We start from the raw sequence: 18,260 nt of genomic DNA, 5'->3' as shown, positions 1-18,260 counted from the left end.
AGCGACCACGGCCTGCTGGGCAGCATCGATGCCAACCGCGGCAATGCGCAGAACGGCTGGGATACCGACCAGTTCCCCACCGATCTGTACGACACCGTCGGCGCCATGCTGGTGGTACTGCGCCAGGGCGGGCTGGAGGGTGGCCTGAATTTCGATGCCAAGGTGCGCCGCGAGTCGACCGATCTGGAAGACCTGTTCATCGCCCACATCGGCGGCATGGACGCGTTCGCGCGTGGTCTTGAAGTCGCCCACGCGCTGCTGACCGACTCGCCGTGGGAGCAGTGGCGCAAGGAGCGCTACGCCAGCTTCGACAGTGTCCAAGGCAAGGACTTCGAGAACGGCACGCTGGGCCTGGCCGATCTGGCCGCGCTGGCGACCGGGCAGGGCGAACCCAAGCAGATCAGCGGCAAGCAGGAGCGTTACGAGAACCTGCTCAACCAGTACCTGCTGCGCTGAGCGCGGCAGGTCGCATCGACAACAGCGGATCGAGGAAGGGGAAGGCAATGAGTCAGACAATGACCGGGGGCGAAAACACCCGGCTGATCGTGTTGATCAGCGTGGTGGCGACGATCGGCGGATTCCTGTTCGGCTTCGACAGCGGGGTCATCAACGGCACCGTCGATGGCCTGCAGCAGGCGTTCGGTTCCACCAAGGCGGGTCTCGGTTTCGAAGTGGCCTCGATGCTGCTGGGCTGCGCGGTCGGTGCCTTCAGCGCCGGCCGGCTGGCCGACAGCCTGGGCCGACGCAACGTGCTGATCATCTCGGCGGTGCTGTTCCTGCTGTCGGCCATCGGTGCCGGCGCGGCAACGTCATCGGTGGTGTTCGTCATCGCGCGGGTGATCGGCGGGTTCGCGGTCGGCGCGGCGAGCGTGATCTCGCCGGCTTACATCGCCGAAGTCGCGCCGGCGCGCTACCGCGGCCGTCTCGCCACGGTGCAGCAGATCGCCATCATCAGCGGCCTGACCGCCGCGTTCCTGTCCAACTACCTGCTGGCTGCGAAAGCCGGTGCGTCCACCGAAGCGCTGTGGGGCGGACATGCCGCGTGGCGCTGGATGTTCTGGATGCAGGCGGTGCCGTCGCTGCTGTTCCTGGGCCTGCTGCTCACCATTCCCGAGAGTCCGCGCTATCTGGTGGTGAAGCGGCGCAAGGACGAAGCGCTGCGCGTGCTGACGCGGCTGTTCGGGGGTGCCGAAGCGCAGACCAAGCTCGCCGAGATCGATGCCTCGCTGTCGGAGGACCACCATCGTCCGCGGCTCTCCGACCTGAAGAACAAGACCACCGGCAGGATCCGTCCCATCGTCTGGGTGGGCATCGGCCTGGCCACGTTCCAGCAACTGGTCGGCATCAATGTGGTGTTCTACTACGGCGCGGTGCTGTGGCAGGCGGTCGGCTTCTCCGAGAACGATGCACTCGCGATCAACGTGCTGTCCGGCGCGCTCAGCATCGGCGCCTGCATCGTCACCGTGCTGCTGATCGACCGCATCGGCCGCAAGCCGCTGCTGTGGATCGGCTCGGCCGGCATGGCGGTGTCGCTGGCCCTGGTGGTGGTGGCGTTCGCCAGCGGTTCGCTGGTCGACGGCCACCTGCAGCTGCCCGAGGGCATGGGCACGCTGGCGCTGGTGGCGGCCAATGCGTACGTGGTGTTCTTCAACATCTCGTGGGGCCCGGTGATGTGGGTGATGCTGGGCGAGATGTTCCCCAACCAGATCCGCGGCTCGGCGCTGGCGGTGGCCGGGGCGGCGCAATGGACGTCGAACTTCGCCATCACCGTGACCTTCCCGATCCTGCTGGCGGCCATCGGCCTGGCGGCGACCTACAGCATCTACCTGGTTTCGGCGATCATCTCGGTCTTCTTCGTGCTGAAGTATGTTCACGAGACCAAGGGCAAGGAACTGGAGCAGATGGAAGGATGAAGACCATGACGAAGCGGAATTCCCTGCGCGCCCGTGGCGGCGTGCTGATCGCGGCCGTGGCGCTGGCGCTCGGCGCCTGCAAGGGCGACGGCAAGACCGAGGCCCCGGCGACGGTGGCCGCGTCCAACCCATGGCCGCAGGTCGCCTGGCCGCTGGCCGAGGACGCCGCGCTGGAGAAGCGCATCACCGACCTGATGGCCACGATGACGGTGGAAGAGAAGGTCGGCCAGCTGGTGCAGGGCGACATCGCCAGCATCACGCCGGACGACGTGCGCAAGTACCGGCTCGGTTCGATCCTGGCCGGCGGCAATTCCGATCCGGGTGGCCGCTATGACGCCTCGCCGGCCGAATGGCTGGCGCTGGCCGATGCCTTCTACGAAGCATCGATGGACACCTCGCAGGGTGGCAAGGCGATCCCGGTGATCTTCGGCATCGATGCCGTGCACGGGCAGAGCAACATCGTCGGCGCCACGCTGTTCCCGCACAACATCGGCCTGGGCGCGGCGCGCAATCCGGAGCTGCTGCGCCGGATCGGCGAGATCACCGCGCTGGAAACGCGCGCCACCGGCATGGAGTGGACGTTCGCGCCGACCGTGGCGGTGCCGCAGGACGACCGCTGGGGCCGCACGTACGAAGGCTATTCGGAATCACCCGACGTGGTGGCCAGCTATGCCGGCGCGATGGTGGAAGGCCTGCAGGGCAAGGTCGGCACGTCCGGCTTCCTCGACGGCCGCCACGTGATCGCCTCGGTGAAGCATTTCCTCGGCGATGGCGGCACCACCAACGGCAAGGACCAGGGCGACACGAAGATCAGCGAAGCCGAGCTGGTACGCATCCACGCCGCTGGCTATCCGCCGGCAATCGCGGCCGGTGCGCAGACGGCGATGGCCTCGTTCAACAGCGTCAACGGCGAGAAGATGCACGGCCACAAGCCGTACCTGACCGATGCGCTGAAGGGCCGCATGCAGTTCGGCGGCTTCGTCGTCGGCGACTGGAACGGCCACGGCCAGGTGAAGGGCTGCACCAACACCGATTGTCCGGCGACGATCAACGCCGGCCTCGACATGGCGATGGCCTCCGACAGCTGGAAGGGGTTCTACGAGACCACGCTGGCAGCGGTGAAGGCGGGCACGATCAGCCAGGAACGCCTGGACGACGCAGTGCGCCGGATCCTGCGGGTGAAGTTCCGCCTGGGCCTGTTCGAAGCGGGCAAGCCGTCGGCGCGCACGGTGGGTGGACAGTTCGCGTTGCTCGGTTCGCCGGAACATCGTGCCGTCGCGCGCCAGGCCGTGCGCGAATCGCTGGTACTGCTGAAGAATGCCGGCGGTGTGCTGCCGCTGGCGCCGAAGCAGCGCATCCTGGTGGCCGGCGACGGCGCGAACGATGTCGGCAAGCAGGCCGGTGGCTGGACGCTCAACTGGCAGGGCACCGGCACCACGCGCAAGGACTTCCCCAACGCCGATTCGATCTACGAAGGCATCGCGCAACAGGCGAAGGCGGCGGGCGGCGAAGCGATCCTCGCCCTCGATGGCAAGTACACGCAGAAGCCCGACGTCGCGGTGGTCGTGTTCGGCGAGAACCCGTACGCGGAATTCCAGGGCGACCTGCAGACGCTGCTCTACAAGCCGGGTGATGACGCTGACCTCGAATTGATCAAGCGCCTGAAGGCGGAAGGCATCCCGGTGGTGGCGGTGTTCCTGAGCGGGCGTCCGCTGTGGATGAACCGCGAGATCAATGCGGCCGATGCGTTCGTCGCCGCATGGCTGCCAGGCTCGGAAGGCGGCGGCATCGCCGATGTGCTGCTGCGCAAGGCCGATGGCAGCGTGCAGCACGACTTCAAGGGCAAGCTCAGCTTCAGCTGGCCGCGCACCGCCACGCAGTACGCCAACAACGTGGGGCAGGAAGGCTACGACCCGCTGTTCGCGTTCGGCTATGGCCTGACCTACGCCGACAAGGGCGATCTGGCGGCATTGCCGGAGGAATCCGGCGTGAGCGGCGACGAGGGCGCGAGCGGCGTGTTCTTCGCGCGCGGCGATGCCGGCTCAGGCATGGCGTTGCGGCTCGAGACCGCCGACGGCCAGGGCGTGACCGTCACCAAGGTGCCGGAAGCACTGGCGGGCGATCTGCTGCGCGTCACTGGCGTGGACCACCTGGCGCAGGAAGACGGACGCCGCCTCGCGTGGTCGGGCAAGGGCGAAGCGGCGGCCGCGTTGCAGTCGCACACTGCGCTGGACCTGCAGCGTGAAAGCAATGGCGACGTGATGCTGCTGACCACCTTGCGTGTCGACACCGCGCCGAGTGGCGACGCCTGGCTGTCGGTCGGCTGCGGCACCGGATGCACCGCGCGCGTGGCATTGGCGCCGACGTTGGCGAAGCTGCCGGTGGGCCAGTGGACGCGGGTCGGCGTGCCGCTGAAGTGCCTGGCCAAGGCGGGTGCCGATGTCGCCAAGCTGGATCGTCCGTGGTCCGTCGGTACTGCAGGGACGATGACGATCTCGGTCTCGCGCGTCGCACTCGGGTCGCTGGACCAGGCGGAGCAGGCGGTCGACTGCCCGCGTTGAGCGTGAGCGCATTCCCGGGCGCGCAGGCGTCCGGGAATGCATCACGGCATCGCTTGTCGTTTTGGGATAGGGGAACGGGATGACACTGTCGGGACTGGATATCGGCATCGTGCTGGCCTACCTGGCCGGCATCTTCGTGCTGGCGCAATGGGTGTCGCGCGAGAAAGCGGGACACACCAAGGACGCGAAGGACTACTTCCTCGCCAGCAAGTCGCTGCCGTGGTGGGCCATCGGTGCGTCGCTGATCGCGGCCAATATCTCGGCCGAACAGATCATCGGCATGTCCGGTTCCGGCTATGCCATCGGCCTGGCCATCGCCTCGTACGAGTGGATGGCCGCGGCCACACTGCTGATCGTCGGCAAGTGGTTCCTGCCGGTATTCCTGCGCAACGGCATCTACACGATGCCGCAGTTCCTGGAACAGCGTTACGGCGCGCGCATCCGCACCCTGATGGCCGTGTTCTGGCTGGGCCTGTACGTGTTCGTCAACGTCACCTCGATCCTGTGGCTGGGCGCCATCGCGGTGTCGCAGGTCACCGGCATGGACCAGATGCTGGCGGTGGTGCTGATCGGCGTGTTCGCGTTGCTGTACCAGCTGTACGGCGGCCTGAAGGCCGTGGCGCTGACCGACATCGTGCAGGTGTCACTGCTGGTGCTGGGAGGTTTGCTGGTCGCCGGCCTGACGCTCAACGAACTCGGCGACGGCGCAGGCATCGTCGCCGGCTTCCGCAAGCTGTGGGAAGCGCAGCCGGGCCACTTCGAGATGATCCTCGACAAGGACAACCCGTTCTACAAGGACCTGCCGGGCCTCAGCGTGCTGATCGGCGGCATGTGGATCATGAACATCAGCTACTGGGGCTTCAACCAGTACATCATCCAGCGCGCCCTCGCGGCGAAGGACATCGGCGAGGCGCAGAAGGGCGTGCTGTTCGCCGCGTTCCTGAAGCTGCTGATGCCGGTGATCGTGGTGCTGCCGGGCATCGCGGCGGTGATGCTGGCGCCGGGACTGGACAAGCCCGACCAGGCGTATCCGACGATGATGCGCCTGCTGCCTACCGGCATCCTCGGCCTGGTGTTCGCCGCGCTGGTGGCCGCGATCGTCGCGTCGCTGGCGTCGAAGATCAATTCGGTGGCGACCATCTTCACGCTCGACTTCTACGCCAAGGGCAAGCGTCAGCACGATGAAACGAAGCTGGTGCGTGTCGGGCGCATCGCGGCGGTGGTCACGGTGGTGCTCGGCATCCTGGCGGCCAAGCCGCTGCTGGGCAGTTTCGACCAGGCATTCCAGTACATCCAGGAATACACCGGCTTCTTCACCCCGGGCATCGTGGTGATCTTCGTGCTGGGCCTGTTCTGGAAGCGCGCCAACGAAGCCGGCGCGCTGGCGGCGGCGATCGGTTCGTTCGTGTTGTCCATCGTGCTGAAGCTGGCGTGGCCGGCGCTGCCCTTCATCGATCGCGTCGGCCTGGTGTTCCTGCTGGCGCTGGCACTGGCGGTGATCGTCTCGCTGGTCACGCCGCACGCGCCGGAGAAGGACATCATCCAGACCCGCGACGTGGACTACCGCACCAGCGGCGCCTTCAACATCGGCGCCGTTGCCGTGCTCGCCATTCTCGTGGCGCTGTATACGCTGTTCTGGTGATGTCCGTTGCGCGACGTTCAGAGCCGGTTTAGCCCCGCGGTGACGCGGTGCGGATTCTCACGAATTCGTGCCGGGAATCTAATGAGCGCTTAACTTCGAGCTAATTGACCCTTAATCGAGCGATTCCAGCATGCACGCCATGCACTGGATCCGCTCCCACATCGTACTTGCCCCGCTGCCGGGACGCTTCGCCAGCGTCCAGCTGATTGATCGCCACGATCCTGACCGGGACGAAGTCGAGTCGTTCATCAGCGACGTCTATCGCGAACGCTACGGCGCAGCACTGCGCAGCTTCTTCCCCCATCTGCTCGCCTATCGCGACAGCGATGGCCGGCTTGCCGCTGCCGTCGGCGTGCGTGCCGGAGGGGAGGGGCCGCTGTTCGTCGAGCACTACCTGGATGCGCCGGTCGAACAGGTGATGGCGCACCAGCAGATCGCGCAGATCGACCGCCGCCTGATAGTCGAAGCCGGCAACTTCGCCGCCACCACGCCCGGCATCGCGCGCGAACTCATCCTGCAGCTTGCGCTGACCCTGCAGTCGGCGGGCATGACATGGGTCCTGCTGGTCGCCACCCGACAGTTGCGCAATGCGTTCGAGCGCCTGCATCTGCCGATGATCGAACTGGCTGAAGCGCGCGCCGAACGGCTCGGCGATGCCGGTGGAGACTGGGGTTCCTACTACGCGTCGCGACCACGCCTGATATGCGGCAACCTCGCAGAGGGCGTGGCCTACCTGCGGGGCAGGCACATGCCCCGGACATGCAGCGGCACCCCCGACCTTTGTCTGGCGGGGTCACCATGAGGACACCGATGGATGTCGTCCTGCGCGCGTCCGAAGCCAGCGGGCGTGCCCGCCTGATCACGGCGAACGGCACCCTGGATGACCAGACGCTTGCCGCACGGATCGGGCACCTCGTCGAGTGGATGACGAAGATGGACATCCGGCGCGTCGCCAGTCGCCTGGACAACGGGCCGAGCTGGTTCGTGCTGGACATGGCAATCCGCGAAACCGGCGGCGTGCATGTGCCGCTGCCGATGTTCTTCTCCGACGCGCAGGTGCTGCACGCGCTGGCCAACAGCGGTGCGCAATGCGTTGTCACTTCCCGCGAGGACGCCATGCCGCCCGGCGTCGAGGCGCTGACCGGGTTCCTCGATGGCGAGCGCCTGGCATGCTGGCGTGCGCAGGTGGACGAAGCGGCGGCACCGGTGCTGCCGCTTCGCACCGGCTGCATCACCTACACGTCCGGCACGACGGGTCGCCCGCGAGGCGTGTGCCTGGATGCGCACACGCTGTTCGGCGTGGCGGGGTCGCTGGTCGATGCCGCCGCCGCGATCGCACCCCGCCGCCATCTGTGCCTGATGCCGCTCGCAACGCTGCTGGAGAACGTGGCCGGGCTGTACGCCGCCCTCCTGGCGGATGCGGAGATCGCACTGCCGTCGCTGTCCGAGATCGGCTACACCGGCGCGACCGGCCTCGACGTGCCCACGCTGCTGCGTTGCCTGCACCGCTACCAGCCCGAAAGCGTGATCCTGGTGCCCCAGTTGCTGCTGGCACTGGTGATGGCGGCGGAGCAGGGCGCTCCCTTGCCCGCCTCGTTGCGCTACATCGCGGTGGGTGGTGGGCGCGTGGGGCCCGGCCTGCTCGCGCGTGCGCGCGTGCTCGGCCTTCCCGTGTTCGAAGGTTATGGCCTGACAGAGTGCGGTTCCGTGGTGTGCCTCAATCGCCCGGGCGCCACGCGTGATGGCAGCGTCGGCCAGGCCTTGCCGCATGCCGGCGTCTCGATCGTGGATGGCGAGATCTGCGTCGAGGGCGCACGCGCACTGGGTTACCTCGGGGGCGACCCGCTGGAAGAGGGGCCGTTGCGCACGGGCGACCTGGGCTATCGCGACGACGAAGGTTTCGTCCACATCACCGGACGCCGCAAGAATGTCTTCATCACCGCCTTCGGGCGGAATGTGTCGCCGGAGTGGGTGGAGAGCGAACTGCTGGCGCATCCGGCCATCGCGCAGGCGGTGGTCTGGGGCGAGGGCCAGGCGGACAACGTCGCGGTGCTGGTGCCGCGACGTCCCGACGTGGGCGACGCACAGATCATGCGTGCGCTGGGCGAGGTCAACGCCGGACTACCCGACTATGCGCGCGTCGCGCGTTTCGTGCGCGCCGCACCCTTCACCGCGGATGCGGGGCTGATGACCGCGAACGGCCGTCCGCGCCGCGCCGCCATCCTCGACCGCTACCAGGCCGACGTCGACGCCTGCTATCGCCTTCCCCCGATCATTTCCCCCTCCGGAGTCACCGCATGAGTTTCCATGACGAGCTGGTCGCGCAGACCATGCGCGAGCGCGACAGCCTGCTTTCCATTCCCCTCATCCAGTCCGCGCTGGCGGGCAGGATAGCGCGCCAGGATTACGTGGCCTTCCTTACCCAGGCCTATCACCATGTCCGCCACACGGTGCCCTTGCTGATGGCCTGCGGTGCGCGCCTGCCCGCACGCCTGGAATGGCTGCGCACGGCGGTCGGCGAATACATCGCTGAAGAGATGGGGCACCACGAGTGGGTGCTGGACGATATCGCGGCATGTGGCGAGGACCGTGCCGCGGCCGCGATGTCGTCGCCGTCACTGGCGACGGAGCTGATGGTCAGTTACGCCTACGACACCATCCAGCGCGGCAACCCGGTCGGCTTCTTCGGCATGGTGCTGGTGCTGGAGGGCACCAGCGTGGCGCTCGCCACGCGCGCCGCCAACACGCTGCAGACCTCGCTCGACCTGCCGCGCAATGCATTCGGCTACCTGTTGTCGCATGGCGACCTGGACATCGAACATGTCGGCTTCTTCAAGCGCCTGATGGATCGCCTGGACGACCTGGGCGACCAGGCGGCAGTCATCCATGCCGCACGACGCTTCTACGTGCTCTATGGCGACATCTTCCGCACCCTGCGTGCCGATGGCACACGCCTGGCCGAGGCGGCGTGATGGAACTCGCGGGGAGAACCGTGATCCTGACCGGTGCCAGCGGCGGTATTGGCCAACCGTTGTGCGCGGCGCTGGTCGCCGCCGGTGCGCGCGTGCTTGCAGTGGGGCGCGACGAGGCCAAGCTGCGCCGGGTCGCGCGGGACATGCCTGTCGGCAGCACGTCGTGGGTCGTCGCCGATGTGGCGACGGAGGAGGGGCGCGCCCATCTGCTGCGCGCGGCACACGCCGCGAGCCCGCTGCCTTCGGTGCTGGTGCTGGCTCACGCGCAGGCGGCATTCGGTCTGTTCGAAGAGCAGGATCCCGTCGACATGGACCGGTTGGTGCAGACCAACCTGGTGGCGCCGATGCTGCTCGCGCATGCGTTGCTGCCACTCCTGAGGACGCACGCATCGGCCACCGTGGTCGTTGTCGGCTCCACCTTCGGCAGTCTGGCATTCCCCGGCTTCGCGGCCTACAGCGCCAGCAAGTTCGGCCTGCGCGGACTGACCGAAGCGCTGGCACGGGAATACGCAGATACCGGCCTGCGCTTCCAGTACCTGTCGCCGCGCGCCACCCGCACGCCGTTCAACACGCCGGCCGTCGATGCGCTGAATGCCGAACTCAAGGTCAGCAGCGACGTGCCCGCCGAAGTCGCACGCCAGCTGGTCGCGGCCATCGTGCAGGGGCGGTCGAGGATGCAGATCGGTTGGCCGGAAAAATTCTTCGCGCGCATCAATGGGCTGGTGCCCGGACTGGTCGATCGCAATCTGCGCGACAGCCTGCCCATCGTTCGCCGGCATGCGCGACGACCACGATCATCCACCGAGGAGAACATCCACCATGAACCACGCTTACGGTAAGTCCATGCTCTTCCTGATCCTCATGTCCACCACGCTGTTGGTCGGGATTGCCCTGGCGGGTGAGCCCGGTGCCACCACGACCGGCCAGGTACGCGACCGCTGGGCGCAGATCAACTACCAGGTACCGAAGGCACAGCGCGAATCGGCCTTCGAGGAGCTCGCGCGCCAGGCCGCGAAGATCCGGGAGACGCACCCGCGCGATGCGTCCGCCCTGATCTGGGAGGGCATCGTGCTGTCGAGCCTGGCGGGCGAGAAGGGCGGGATGGGGGCGCTGGGGCTGGTCAAGCGTGCGCGTGCCGATTTCGAGGCGGCCATCCAGATCTCGCCTGATGCGCTCGATGGTGCGGCCTACACCAGCCTGGGCGCGCTGTACTACCAGGTACCGGGCTGGCCGCTTGGCTTCGGCGACGACGACAAGGCGCGCGCCATGCTCCGCAAGGGGTTGGCCATCGATCCGGATGGTATCGACGCCAACTATTTCTATGCGGATTTCCTGCTCGACCAGAAGGACTGGACAGGCGCGCGCGCGGCCTTCCAGAAAGCGCTGGCGGCACCGGCCCGGCCGGGTCGGGAAGTGGCCGATGCGGGTCGCCGACGCGAGGCGGAGAGCAAGCTGAAGGACGTCGCCGAGCACCTTGCCAACTGAGGGGGGGCACACCAGACTGACCGCATGCACATCCTGCTGGTGGAAGACGATCCATTGCTGGGCGAAGGCATCTGCATCGCTTTGCGGCGCGGTGCCTTCGCGGTCGATTGGGTGCAGGATGGTGCAAGCGGACTCATGGCGATGCGCGATGGCGAGTTCGACCTCGTAGTGCTGGACCTGGGGTTGCCGCGGATGGATGGCATCGAGGTGATCCGGCAGGTACGCGCCGCCGGGAACCCGGTGCCCATCCTCGTGCTGAGCGCCCGCGAACGGCCATCCGATCGCACGCTGGGGCTGGATGTCGGGGCGGACGACTACCTGGGAAAGCCATTCGATACCGCCGAACTGCTGGCCAGGGTACGTGCGCTGATCAGGCGCAGTTCCGGAAGGGCGACCCCTTCGCTGGAAGCGGGCCCTCTGCGCCTGGATCCGGCCACGCTCACCGCGACATGGAAAGGACGAAGACTGGATCTCACCCGGCGTGAATTCGCATTGCTGCGTGTCCTGATGGAGCAACGTGGCCGCCCGATGGCGCGCGACACGATCCAGCGGCATCTCTACGGCTGGAACGAGGATGTCGCCAGCAACGCAGTGGACGTGCATGTCCACCAGCTCCGTCGCAAGCTGGAACCGGCGGCAATCCGCACGGTGCGTGGCATCGGCTATGCCCTTGGCGACGTTGCCGGAGACACCGCATGAGATCGATGCGTACGACGCTGCTGCTGATGTTGCTCGGCACGCTCGGCGTCGTGATGTCGGCGGCCGGCTGGCTCAGCTACCGTGCGGGCCTGCAGGAAGCTGGCGAAATGTTCGACGCCAGGCTCGTGCAATCCACCCGTGTACTGGTGAGTCTGGTCGACGAGCCCTTGAGCGAGCTCAATGCCTACCCGGGTGAACCGATCGTCCTGCGCGGCTGGCACGGCGAAGCACAGGGCGTCGGCGAAGCGCTCGCTTTCGATGACGGCCACGCGTACGAGAACAAGCTTGCGTTCCAGGTATGGGATACGAAGCAGCGCTTGCTGCTGCGTTCGGACAGCGCTCCGACGACACCCTTGGCGGTGGCGGAACCCGGGTTCTCCGATGTCGTGATCGAAGGCGCACGCTGGCGCACGTTCACGCTGCGCTCGTCGAATGGCCGTTGGTTCCAGTCTGCCGAGCTTGCCGACATCCGACAGGAGCTGGCCACCGATATCGCGGGAGGGACATTGCTTCCCTTGCTGCTCGCGCTTCCGCTGATGGCGCTGGTGATCTGGTGGAGCGTTGCCCTGGCCACCCGCTCGCTGCGTGGCCTGTCGATGGAGATCGGCCAACGCCATCCGGAGCGGCTGCTGCCGCTGGATCCTGCCGATGTGCCGCGCGAGGCGCAGGGCCTGGTAAGCGCCATCAACGGATTGCTGCAGCGGCTGGATGTCGCGCTCGCACGCGAGCGGAACTTCGTTGCGGATGCCGCCCACGAACTGCGGACGCCGATCAGCGCATTGAAGGTGCATGCGGACAATGCGCGCCATGCCATCGACGAACAGGATCGGGCGCAGTCCCAGGAACTGCTCGGCATCAGCATCGAACGCGTGGAACGGCTGGCATCCCAGCTTCTTTCGCTCAGCCGCGCCGAGAGCCTGGGCGGCGCGCGCGCGCATTCAAGGCTCGATCTCGATGCGCTGGTGAGGACGGAGATGGAGGAACTCCGGCCGTTGGCGGAGCGAAAGAACCAGGAGATCCAGCTGACGCTGGAAGGCGCGCAGCTGTGGGGAGACGAGTTCGCGCTGGGCCTGTTGGTCCGCAACCTGATCGAGAATGCACTGCGCTATACGCCGGCAGGGGGCGTGATCGAAGTGGGGACTTCCAGCACGGGCACGCATGCGGTGCTGACGGTGGAAGACAGTGGCCCGGGCATCCCCGAGGATGAAAGGGAACGGGTTTTCGACCGCTTCTACCGGCGCCTGGGCGGGGGGAGCGACGGCAGCGGGCTGGGGCTCGCCATCGCCGCAGAGGCTGTCACGGCCCACGGTGGGCGCATCCATCTGGGTGGTTCGGCGCGCCTGGGTGGCCTCGTCGCACGCGTGGAACTCCCGCTCGGCACATGAGCGGACGGATCGGCACGGGGGCTGGTCTTCGGGATGAGGCTGACGGCAGGTAGTCCTGCCTCACCCGCTGCAGCCACCGCAGCACACCGAAGGCAGGCGTTCGATGGTGTCGGGCGTGACGCGGTGGCCCGCCTGCGCGAGGGTCATCAGCAGTTCCACCGCGAGCGCGCTGGTGGAACACCGCAGGCATCCCGAGCGCGCATCCAGGTCCAGCACCGCCGCAGGATCCAGATCCTGCAGGTGGCGTTCGATGACGGCCAGGTCGATGGGGGCATCGCCCAGGCGGATGACGTATTCCATGGCCTGCTCCACAAAGGGATGCGCCGCCCGCAGGCGGCGCATCGTGGGTCGGAGCGGATTACTTGGTGACGACCAGCTTGCCCTTCATCAGGGTGGAGTGGCCGGGGAAGCTGCAGAAGAAGCTGTAGTCGCCACCGGCGGTGAGCTTCTTGCCGGGGAAGGTGATCTTCGTCTTCTGGCCGCCGCCCACCAGCGAGGTGTGCGCGATCACGCGTGCGTCGCCCGCCGGCACGTAGGCACCCGCCGCGCCGGCCTTCATGCCATCGCGTGCCACGCCGGCCAGGTCGGCGGTCTTGGAGACCACCACGTTGTGGCCCATCGCGGTCACGGGCAGCTTGCCGCTGTGGGTCAGCTCGATGGTGATGGTCGGGCAACTGGCGGAAACGGTGGCTTCCTTCAGGTCGAACTTCATCGCATCGTCGCCCTTCAGGCTGACGGTGCAGTTGCCGGCGGCCTGCGCCATGCCGGCGGCGCTGAGCAGGGCGATGGCGACGAGGGTACGGGACAGTTTCATGGAGAGGCTCCTTGGGGATGGTGGGGATCGGGAAGGGGTGTGGGTGCCATGTCATCACGGTCCGGCGAGCAGCGCCTTGATCTGGATCAGGAACGCGGGGTCGGCGGCGGCGCCGGTCACTTCGCTGCGGGCGCGTATCCGGCCGTCGGCGTCCAGCAGCACCAGCACGCTGGTGTGGTTGATGCTGCCGTCGTCGCGGAAGCGGTAGCGCACGTCCAGCACGCTGGCGATCGCGGGCACGTCGTTGCCGGCGGGCGCCAGGAACTGCCAGCCTGCCGGCACGCGATGACGCCTGGCGACCTCCTGCAAGGCGTCCGGGGTGTCGCGGACCGGGTCCAGGCTGACCATCACCATGCCCAGCTTCGCCCGTTCGCGCGGCGTGAGCTGTTTCTGCACGCTCTTGGCGTTCTCGATGATCAGCGGGCACATCAGATGGCAGTTCGTATAGAACATCGACACCACGCGCGGCTGGCCGTGCAGCGACGACCATGCGACGGGTCGTCCGCCGGCATCCTGCGTTGTCGCTTGCAGGTGGTAGACCGATTCGCCCGGCAGCGACTGCGCGTGCAGGCTGCCGGCAAGGGCCAGCGTGGCGGACAGGAAGAAGGACATGCGTTTCATGGAGTGCTCCTTGCGCAGCGGAAACCGAGGTTGCCCAGGGTGGCCCCGGGCTGCAGGGCCGACAGCAGGACGAAGCGCTTGACCACGCCGTAGTCGCCGGGATCGTTGAAGGCCAGCGCGGTGGCGCCGCAGTAGCGCAGGCTGTCGCCATCCTGCTGGCCGCGGCGGTCGCCGTCGCCCAGCAGCGAGGCGTAGTCCTCGCTCCATTCCCAGTACGCGCCGTGCAGGCCCTGGATGCCGTAGGCATTGGCTGGCGCATCGGCGGCGGCATCCATCGCATGCGGCGTGCCGTCGTTGACCTGGCGCATCCGCCATCGCGGATCACTGCGGGCATCACGCCGGGTCGCATCGGCCGCCGCCGCGTATTCCCATTCCACGAAGCGGGGCAGGCGCGCCTGCTGTTCGCGGCAGTAGGCATCGGCGGCGTACCAGTTCACGTGCACGACCGGGGCATCGGCATCGACCGCCGCCCCGGGCGCGTCGGCCGTGGCCCAGTGGCCCAGGTAACCGGGGCTGGCGAACACCGCCGGTATCCGGTCGCGTCGCCACTGCGGCTGGCGCGCGACGAAACCGGCGAACTCGCCGTTGCTGACCGGCCGCGCCATCAGCGAGAACGAAGCCACCCGCGTCTGGCGGGTGGCTTCCTCGTAACGCACCGAGGAACGGAAATCGCCGCCCTCGACCGGCAGGAACCCGTTCGCCGCGTCCCCGGCGACGGCAAGCGCCGACGCCAGGGCCAGCACGAGGATCGAAGCCGTCTGTGGCAGCGTCCGTTTCATCCGGTCCTCACTTCTTGTCGGCCGGCTTGGCTTCCGGATACTCGATGTCGTGCTGCTGCCCGGTGTAGATGGAGGGATTCTTCTCGCCCTCCACCTTCAGGATGCCCAGCGAGCCCTTGTGGAACGTGCGGAAGATGCTGTGGTCGACCAGCACGAAGTTGCCCGGCACGTCCGCCTTGAACTCGACCATGGCCGAACCGCCTGCCGGGATCAGCGTGGTCTGCACGTTCTCCTGGTACTTGCTGCCGCCCTCGGTCCAGACCTTGTCGAAGATCTCGCCGATCACGTGGAAGCTGGACACCAGGTTGGGGCCGCCATTGCCCACGAACATGCGGATCGTCTCGCCGGCCTTGGCCTTGAGCGCGTTGTCGCCCTGCAGCGCATCGACCGAGCCGTTGAACACCACGTAGGTCGGGTGCTCGTCGATCGCCTTCTCCAGGCTGAAGGGCTGCAGGCCGGGCTCGCCATACGCGCCTTCGGTGTAGAAATCGCCCTGCACCACGTAGAACTCCTTGTCGACCGGCGGCAGGCCTTCTTCCGGCTCCACCAGGATCAAGCCGTACATGCCGTTGGCGATGTGCATGCCGACCGGCGCCATCGCGCAGTGGTAGATGTACAGGCCGGGATTCAGCGCCTTGAAGGTGAACTGCGTTTCGTGGCCGGGGAGCGTGAACGTGGCCTCGGCGCCGCCGCCCTGGCCGGTGACGGCGTGCAGGTCGATGTTGTGCGACATGTGCGAGTCGTGGCGGTTCTTCAGCTTGAACTCCACCGTGTCGCCCTTGCGCACGCGGATGAAGCTGCCCGGCACCGTGCCGCCGAACGTCCAGAAGTTGTAGGTGACACCATCGGCCATGCGCATGTCCTTCTCGATCATCTCGAGGTCGACCACGACATGGGCCGGCGTCTTGCGCGTGAGCGGCGCGGGCACCATCGGCGGCGCCGTCAGCACGGCATGGATCGTCTCGCCGGCCGGGGCGATCCTGTCGCTGGCGAGCGCGGGAATGGCGAACATCGCAGCGAGCGCGCTGGCGAGGGCGCAGGGGAGTACATGGGGGTGCAGGCGTTTCATGGCGCTTTCCTTTGATGGGTCGTGGTGGGTGTGCATCCATGGTGGAAACGCACTGCGACGCCGACGTTGATCTGGATCAATCGTCGACGGCCGGAAGCGGGAATTCGCGCATCGGCTTGACCAAGGTCAAGCGCGTCGGGGGCTGCGACAACGCGTCGCATCTGCACTCCAGGGTGCGTCGTGAGAATGGGCGCATCACACGAAGGGAGATGCGCCATGACCCGTAACCTGCTTGCCGTGGCCCTGTTGGGCGCGCTCGCCAACATGCCGTTGGCGCATGCGGGCGAACCGCACGCTGCGACGCACGCCGATGCGATGCCGACGACCACGCTGGACGGCATCGTCGTGGTGGGCGTCGCGCCGGCGATGGCGACCACCTTCATCACCGATCCCAAGCTGCCGCGCCAGCCGGTGCCCGCCAGCGACGGCGCGGACTACCTGAAGACGATTCCCGGCTTCTCCACGCTGCGCAGCGGCGGCACCAATGGCGATCCGGTGCTACGCGGCATGTTCGGCTCGCGCATCAACCTGATGACCAACGATGGCGCGATGAGCGGCGCATGCCCGTCGCGCATGGACAACGCGCTGTCGTACATCGCGCCGGAAACCTACGACCGCCTGGTCGTCATCAAGGGGCCGCAGACCGTGCTGTGGGGCGGCGGCGCTTCCGCCGGCACGGTGCGCTTCGAGCGCGAGATCCCGTACTTCGCCGAGCCCGGCGTGCAGGCTTCAGGCAGCGTGCTGGCGGGCAGCCACGGCCGCAACGACCAGGTGCTCGACATCAGCGCCGGCACGCCACGCGGCTATGCACGCGTCTCGGCCAACCGTTCCGAAGCCGATGACTACGAAGACGGCAACGGCGAGCGGGTGCCTTCCGCATGGAAGAAGTGGAATGCCGATGCCGCGCTCGGCTGGACGCCGGACGAAGACACCGTGCTCGAGCTGAGCGCAGGTATCGGCGACGCGGAGGCCCGTTATGCCGGGCGCGGCATGGACGGCGCGCAGTTCGAGCGCGACAGCCTCGGGCTACGCTTCGAGAAGAAGCACATCGGGGGCGTGCTGGACGCCGTGGTCGCCAACGTCTACCAGAACGACGTGGACCACGTGATGGACAACTACACGCTGCGCGATCCCGACCCCACCGGCAGCATGCCGATGCCGATGGCCAGCAACGTGGCGCATCGCACGCGCGGTGGCCGCGTGGCGGCGACCTGGCAGAAGGATCGCTGGGAAGTGACCGCCGGCCTGGACCTGCGCGCCAGCCGCCACAGCAAGCGCAGCGCGATGGGGCGCGGCGCCTATCTCGCCGTGCCGTGGTCGGTGGACGCCAAGTTCCAGAGCTGGGGCGCCTTCGCCGAGTCGCACTGGCACATCACCGACAAGCACCACCTGATGAGCGGCCTGCGCATCGATCGCGCGGAGGCCCAGGACCTGCGTGCCACCACCGCCGGCATGATGCCGGTGCCGAACCCCACCGCCGGGATGACACGCAGGGAATCGTTGCCCAGTGCGTTCGTCCGCTACGAGTACGACATGGGCGGCCGCTGGGGCGCGTATGCCGGCCTCGGCCACACGCAGCGCATGCCGGACTACTGGGAACTGTTCTCGCCCACGCGCGGCCCGGTGGGTTCCGCCAATGCCTTCGCCGGCGTGCAGCCGGAGCGCACCACGCAGCTCGACATCGGCGCGCAGTACAAGGGTGCGAAGGTGGATGCGTGGGCATCGCTGTACGCCGGGCGCGTGCAGGACTTCATCCTGTTCGACTACGCCCCCGGGATGATGGGCAGCACCACCCGCGCCCACAACGTGGACGCGAACATCCGCGGCGGCGAAGCCGGCATCGACTGGCGCCCGGCGCCGGGGTGGACGCTTTCCGGTTCGGCGTCCTACGCGTGGGGCGAGGTGCGCGACACCGGCACCGCACTGCCGCAGATGCCGCCGCTGGAAGCACGCGTGGCCGCCAGCCGCGAACACGGGCCGTGGACATGGGGCGCACTGTGGCGCGTGGTGGCGGCACAGGACCGCGTCAGCACCACGCAGGGCAACGTGGTCGGACGCGACCTCGGGCCGAGCGCGGGCTTCGCGGTGTTCTCGCTCAACGGCGGCTACCGCTTCAGCGAATACGCGCAGCTCACCGCCGGCATCGACAACCTGTTCGACCGCGCCTACAGCGAACACCTCAACCTCGGCGGGAACAGCGCCTTCGGCTATCCGGCCGATCCGGTACGCATCAACGAACCCGGCCGCACAGCCTGGATGAAGCTCAACCTGCGCTACTGACGCGAGGGAATCGGCAGGCACCGTTGAGCGGGCTGTTGCG

General features: G+C 67.5%; 16 protein-coding genes and 1 pseudogene. 12 read left to right on the top strand and 5 right to left on the bottom strand.

From position 1 onward, the window contains the following. The 11 genes and pseudogenes from WBN46_RS13030 to WBN46_RS12980 all read left to right on the top strand — a co-directional run. Positions 1–456, top strand: a pseudogene (locus WBN46_RS13030) (xylose isomerase); the annotation flags it as partial. 47 nt (positions 457–503) lie between these two features. Continuing rightward, positions 504–1,913, top strand: a complete 1,410-nt coding sequence (locus WBN46_RS13025; protein ID WP_337731882.1) for a sugar porter family MFS transporter — start codon at positions 504–506, stop codon at positions 1,911–1,913. Positions 1,914–1,918: 5 nt separating this feature from the next. Next, positions 1,919–4,474 carry an exo 1,3/1,4-beta-D-glucan glucohydrolase gene (locus WBN46_RS13020; RefSeq protein ID WP_337731881.1) on the top strand — a complete coding sequence of 852 codons (2,556 nt, stop codon included), beginning with the start codon at positions 1,919–1,921 and terminating at the stop codon, positions 4,472–4,474. A 79-nt stretch (positions 4,475–4,553) separates the two neighbouring features. After that, complete coding sequence (locus WBN46_RS13015; RefSeq protein ID WP_337731880.1) at positions 4,554–6,116, top strand: sodium/sugar symporter; 1,563 nt, start codon at positions 4,554–4,556, stop codon at positions 6,114–6,116. A gap of 139 nt (positions 6,117–6,255) precedes the next feature. Beyond that, the gene (locus tag WBN46_RS13010; RefSeq protein WP_298120552.1) at positions 6,256–6,918 is read left to right on the top strand and encodes a thermostable hemolysin; all 663 of its coding nucleotides are present in this window, start codon (positions 6,256–6,258) and stop codon (positions 6,916–6,918) included. A gap of 8 nt (positions 6,919–6,926) precedes the next feature. After that, entirely contained in the window at positions 6,927–8,417 is a 1,491-nt protein-coding gene (locus WBN46_RS13005; RefSeq protein WP_337731879.1) for an AMP-binding protein, read from the top strand. After that, the gene (locus WBN46_RS13000) at positions 8,414–9,088 is read left to right on the top strand and encodes an iron-containing redox enzyme family protein (protein WP_337731878.1); all 675 of its coding nucleotides are present in this window, start codon (positions 8,414–8,416) and stop codon (positions 9,086–9,088) included. The genes WBN46_RS13005 and WBN46_RS13000 overlap by 4 nt, the downstream gene beginning before the upstream one ends. Then, a complete protein-coding gene (locus tag WBN46_RS12995) occupies positions 9,088–9,927 on the top strand; it encodes an SDR family oxidoreductase (protein ID WP_337731877.1) in 840 nt (279 codons plus the stop codon). The genes WBN46_RS13000 and WBN46_RS12995 overlap by 1 nt, the downstream gene beginning before the upstream one ends. Then, positions 9,908–10,573 carry a tetratricopeptide repeat protein gene (locus tag WBN46_RS12990; RefSeq protein WP_337731876.1) on the top strand — a complete coding sequence of 222 codons (666 nt, stop codon included), beginning with the start codon at positions 9,908–9,910 and terminating at the stop codon, positions 10,571–10,573. Before WBN46_RS12995 ends, WBN46_RS12990 begins: the two co-directional genes overlap by 20 nt. 24 nt (positions 10,574–10,597) lie before the next feature. Next, positions 10,598–11,272, top strand: coding sequence for a response regulator transcription factor (locus tag WBN46_RS12985; RefSeq protein WP_337731875.1), 675 nt, complete (start codon positions 10,598–10,600; stop codon positions 11,270–11,272). Between the two features lie 17 nt (positions 11,273–11,289). Continuing rightward, positions 11,290–12,657, top strand: coding sequence for an ATP-binding protein (locus WBN46_RS12980; protein WP_337731935.1), 1,368 nt, complete (start codon positions 11,290–11,292; stop codon positions 12,655–12,657). Between the two features lie 60 nt (positions 12,658–12,717). On the opposite strand, the gene WBN46_RS12975 is transcribed toward WBN46_RS12980, so the two are convergent. From WBN46_RS12975 to nirK, 5 genes are read right to left on the bottom strand one after another with little or no spacing between them, the layout of a single operon-like run. After that, positions 12,718–12,957 (bottom strand): hypothetical protein, encoded by a 240-nt coding sequence (locus tag WBN46_RS12975; protein WP_337731874.1) that lies wholly within the window; start codon positions 12,955–12,957, stop codon positions 12,718–12,720. Between the two features lie 58 nt (positions 12,958–13,015). Then, a complete protein-coding gene (gene azu / locus WBN46_RS12970; protein WP_337731873.1) occupies positions 13,016–13,471 on the bottom strand; it encodes an azurin in 456 nt (151 codons plus the stop codon). Positions 13,472–13,525: 54 nt separating this feature from the next. Beyond that, a complete protein-coding gene (locus WBN46_RS12965; RefSeq protein ID WP_337731872.1) occupies positions 13,526–14,092 on the bottom strand; it encodes an SCO family protein in 567 nt (188 codons plus the stop codon). Next, on the bottom strand, positions 14,089–14,871 hold the full coding sequence (locus tag WBN46_RS12960; protein ID WP_337731871.1) for an SUMF1/EgtB/PvdO family nonheme iron enzyme: 783 nt from the start codon (positions 14,869–14,871) through the stop codon (positions 14,089–14,091). Before WBN46_RS12960 ends, WBN46_RS12965 begins: the two co-directional genes overlap by 4 nt. A 7-nt stretch (positions 14,872–14,878) precedes the next feature. Further along, on the bottom strand, positions 14,879–15,940 hold the full coding sequence (gene nirK, locus WBN46_RS12955) for a copper-containing nitrite reductase (RefSeq protein ID WP_192202344.1): 1,062 nt from the start codon (positions 15,938–15,940) through the stop codon (positions 14,879–14,881). Between the two features lie 315 nt (positions 15,941–16,255). On the opposite strand from nirK, the gene WBN46_RS12950 reads away from it, so the two are divergent. After that, the gene (locus tag WBN46_RS12950; RefSeq protein WP_337731934.1) at positions 16,256–18,220 is read left to right on the top strand and encodes a TonB-dependent copper receptor; all 1,965 of its coding nucleotides are present in this window, start codon (positions 16,256–16,258) and stop codon (positions 18,218–18,220) included. Positions 18,221–18,260 lie beyond the last annotated feature (40 nt).

The organism is Pseudoxanthomonas sp. CCNWLW251 (genome assembly GCF_037402255.1).
Classification (GTDB): Bacteria; Pseudomonadota; Gammaproteobacteria; order Xanthomonadales; family Xanthomonadaceae; genus Pseudoxanthomonas_A.
This window is presented reverse-complemented; position numbering and strand designations above follow the sequence as displayed.

Bases quoted from the DNA above. Each gene is read 5' to 3' on its own strand.
- WBN46_RS12965 (WP_337731872.1), bottom strand. From the start codon at position 14,092: ATGAAACGCATGTCCTTCTTCCTGTCCGCCACGCTGGCCCTTGCCGGC.
- WBN46_RS12960 (WP_337731871.1), bottom strand. From the start codon at position 14,871: ATGAAACGGACGCTGCCACAGACGGCTTCGATCCTCGTGCTGGCCCTG.
- WBN46_RS13020 (WP_337731881.1), top strand. From the start codon at position 1,919: ATGACGAAGCGGAATTCCCTGCGCGCCCGTGGCGGCGTGCTGATCGCG.
- WBN46_RS13000 (WP_337731878.1), top strand. From the start codon at position 8,414: ATGAGTTTCCATGACGAGCTGGTCGCGCAGACCATGCGCGAGCGCGAC.
- WBN46_RS12950 (WP_337731934.1), top strand. From the start codon at position 16,256: ATGCCGACGACCACGCTGGACGGCATCGTCGTGGTGGGCGTCGCGCCG.
- WBN46_RS13010 (WP_298120552.1), top strand. From the start codon at position 6,256: ATGCACTGGATCCGCTCCCACATCGTACTTGCCCCGCTGCCGGGACGC.
- WBN46_RS12975 (WP_337731874.1), bottom strand. From the start codon at position 12,957: ATGGAATACGTCATCCGCCTGGGCGATGCCCCCATCGACCTGGCCGTC.
- WBN46_RS13015 (WP_337731880.1), top strand. From the start codon at position 4,554: ATGACACTGTCGGGACTGGATATCGGCATCGTGCTGGCCTACCTGGCC.
- WBN46_RS12985 (WP_337731875.1), top strand. From the start codon at position 10,598: ATGCACATCCTGCTGGTGGAAGACGATCCATTGCTGGGCGAAGGCATC.
- WBN46_RS13025 (WP_337731882.1), top strand. From the start codon at position 504: ATGAGTCAGACAATGACCGGGGGCGAAAACACCCGGCTGATCGTGTTG.
- nirK (WP_192202344.1), bottom strand. From the start codon at position 15,940: ATGAAACGCCTGCACCCCCATGTACTCCCCTGCGCCCTCGCCAGCGCG.
- WBN46_RS13005 (WP_337731879.1), top strand. From the start codon at position 6,927: ATGGATGTCGTCCTGCGCGCGTCCGAAGCCAGCGGGCGTGCCCGCCTG.
- WBN46_RS12995 (WP_337731877.1), top strand. From the start codon at position 9,088: ATGGAACTCGCGGGGAGAACCGTGATCCTGACCGGTGCCAGCGGCGGT.
- WBN46_RS12990 (WP_337731876.1), top strand. From the start codon at position 9,908: ATGAACCACGCTTACGGTAAGTCCATGCTCTTCCTGATCCTCATGTCC.
- azu (WP_337731873.1), bottom strand. From the start codon at position 13,471: ATGAAACTGTCCCGTACCCTCGTCGCCATCGCCCTGCTCAGCGCCGCC.